This is a genomic window from Planktothrix sp. FACHB-1355 (assembly GCF_014748295.1).
In the GTDB taxonomy this organism is placed as follows: Bacteria; Cyanobacteriota; Cyanobacteriia; order Cyanobacteriales; family Aerosakkonemataceae; genus Aerosakkonema; species Aerosakkonema funiforme_A.
In genome coordinates this window covers 1-2,699 of sequence record NZ_JACJUP010000995.1, presented here as the reverse complement: position 1 = coordinate 2,699, position 2,699 = coordinate 1, and the positions used below count along the sequence as shown (strand labels likewise).

Here is a 2,699-nt window from a genome sequence, read left to right as displayed (position 1 = left end):
GAAGAGGTGCCAGACTGGAAAACCTTGGATTTCTGATGCGATCGCGTAACAGTTTTCGCTGATGCAGTGAATGCTGCAAGCGTTAGCAGCTCGTAATAAATCCATTTGCTGTCCCGGTTGCAGCGCCCGAAACTTCCGAACACTTTGCTTCCATTCAGTTATGCAAGAAACAGTTAATCCTGGAATTGCTACTTTGAGGCTATTTTCACCGTTAACTGCAATCCAATAATGACGCGCTGGATCGATTCCTTCGAGCCAAATTGACTCATCATCTAAACGATAGCGTGGGGCTAGAACAAACGGCTGCTTCATGCGAGTTCACTATATATTAAAACTTTACAAAAGTCAAGAATTTGGCAAGCTCCTCTTTTTGTCCGCACTGCCTTTAAATTTTCCAGAGGGGTGAGGTATTTGCTTAACTTGTGAAAATATTAAAAGTTTTTTATAAGTTATTGAATTACAATGCAATAAAAATTCATAAAAACTTTAAAAAGAGTTACAACTGCTTCATATTTATTTAATGTTTGTCAAACTGATTCTAGCTGTGAGTGTAGTGGAAAGCTTGCTATTTCCTATTCGTTTACCGCTCAAACAACTAACGGGGCGACGGCAATCGTAAAACCATCACGCAGTATAGCGAAAGCGACTTTGATAGAATACATCTGGTGTAGAGGCGGGTGAGAGCCTTTATCGCTGTCTTTTGACCGAGACATTATTTGCCAAACTCGGCCCTACAAAGCCTGTACTTCACACCCGTAGAAACCTCAATAAAGATTTAACCGATTGTTGTCAAAAAAATAGGTCTACTCCTTTTCAAGAAGACCTACTTAATCATGTCTGAGCAGAGAATCAAAAATAAGCGAGTGGTTAAATTTGGCCGAATGGAAGAAAAACTTACTACACAGGGCTGACATAGCGGCTTTTATATTCCTATAAACAGCTATGCTTAGACTATATTTCGACATTTTTATTGAACAAACTGTCCAATTAATGTCATCAATATCCGATCGGCGACGTTGAAGAATCGCAAAGCTTATCCACCGTACCTGGGAAAGATAGTTGTGCCCCCACTATATCCGGTACTCCGGATTAGTGGTGGGTAGTTTACCTCAAAATGCTTGAGGAACTTTTTCAGTTTTCAGCTGCCCTGGGCAAACTCGCTTCCAACTTAAGACAATTACGACCGTTGACTTGCAAGCGGTATTCTACTCTATCCATCAACCGATTCATAATCAGCCAGCCATAGCCGCTTTCCTGCTTATCCTCCGGACTGGGTGGCAAATACGTGGATAAATCGTATCCTTTACCGTGATCCCAAATTTCCAAAGCTAAATCCCGCTCTTTTAGTTCCAAGCGAATCAGGATAGGTAAATTTGGTTGATCTCTATGAGCGTGGCGCACTACGTTCGAGTAAGCTTCCACCAAGGCCAGACGCAGACGATTCGACAGACGCGGCCAATCAATTACAGAATCGCCTAACTCCGCTTCCAAACTGCCCAGCAGCCAATTTTCCACTATTGTTAAAAACTTCAAGTCGCTGGGAATATGCAGCTCCGTTCTCATTGACTACAGAACCTCCAGAGAGAGTATTGTTTGGTCGTCTTCCTGAACTTGGTTTTTTCCCCTGATGCGAGCTAATAGATGGCTCAAGTCTAAAGGACCCGGCTCCTCTTTAAGTAGCTGCCACAAACCTTCTTGTTTCAGCATAACCGGGTTCTGTCCGCTACTACCAACACTCCCAGGCATGACGATATCTTCGGTAACCGTTGCTTCGGTAATACCGTCGCTGGCCAACAAAAGTGCTTCTCCAGACTTGACGATCGCATTCCCGGCGGCACCTTTCCAGGTGGGTAAGATACCTAACGGAATGCCCCGAGCTTTGAGGAAATTCGGTTCAATTCCGTCTGCTTTTTTAGCTACGTCTTGATAAGACCAGACCAAGGGATAGATGTGGCCGGCATTGGCGTAGACCAACTGGCCGGTCGAGGGAGTATAACGAGCCAGAACCATCGTTATGAAACGGTTGTTACTCATGAGATCGTCTGACAGACCGATATTGAGATTCTGCATTAAAACATTTGGTTCTGGTGGATTTTCCTGAGAAAGTTCTCGTCGCATTACCGATATAGCGCTAGCCATAAATAAAGCAGCCGGGACACCTTTACCAGAGACATCTCCCACTGCTAGCCAGATATCTCCTTTGGGATGGACAAAGACTTCAAAAAAATCTCCTCCCACTTCTCGTGCTGGGAAACAGCAGGCTTGCACTCTTACTCCTTCCACTTCCGGCCAGCTTTGGCGCAGCAGATTGTGCTGAATTTGACGAGCTACCTCTAGCTCTGCCCGCATCTGCTCGGCTTGCTCCTGGGTACGCTGGTACAGTTTGGCTTGGGAAACAGCCAAGGCTGCTTGCTCGGAAAGGCTTTCAATTAATCGAATGTCTTCGGCTGACCACGGTTCGCGGGTGCCGTACTGGTGGAGGTAAAGTATGGCGAGCAAGTCTTGCTGGCAGATCAGGGGGACAACCAGCTGTAAGGAGGAGTTGCTATTTTCATCGTTTTGAGCTATGTGTGTCTGGCGGTTTTCCATCACCGATCGCAGCAAGTCTTCGGAAATGCTGATGCTAAGTAGTCGGACAAAAGTAATCGACACTGTATGAACTTTTGTTAAGGCACTTGCAGGAGTGCGATCGCTACCCA

General features: G+C 45.4%; 3 protein-coding genes. All 3 read right to left on the bottom strand.

Annotated elements, in window-relative coordinates; all coding sequences use genetic code 11:
- On the bottom strand, nt 1-312 hold a 312-nt coding region (locus H6S82_RS28040), incomplete at its 3' end, for a hypothetical protein (RefSeq protein WP_191057096.1).
- An 819-nt stretch (nt 313-1,131) separates the two neighbouring features.
- On the bottom strand, nt 1,132-1,563 hold the full coding sequence (locus H6S82_RS28035; protein WP_190471990.1) for an anti-sigma regulatory factor: 432 nt from the start codon (nt 1,561-1,563) through the stop codon (nt 1,132-1,134).
- 3 nt (nt 1,564-1,566) lie between these two features.
- A partial coding sequence (locus H6S82_RS28030) for a SpoIIE family protein phosphatase (RefSeq protein ID WP_191057095.1) occupies nt 1,567-2,699 on the bottom strand: 1,133 nt, incomplete at its 5' end.

Coding starts and splice junctions, on each gene's coding strand:
- H6S82_RS28035 (WP_190471990.1), bottom strand. CDS start 1,563: ATGAGAACGGAGCTGCATATTCCCAGCGACTTGAAGTTTTTAACAATA.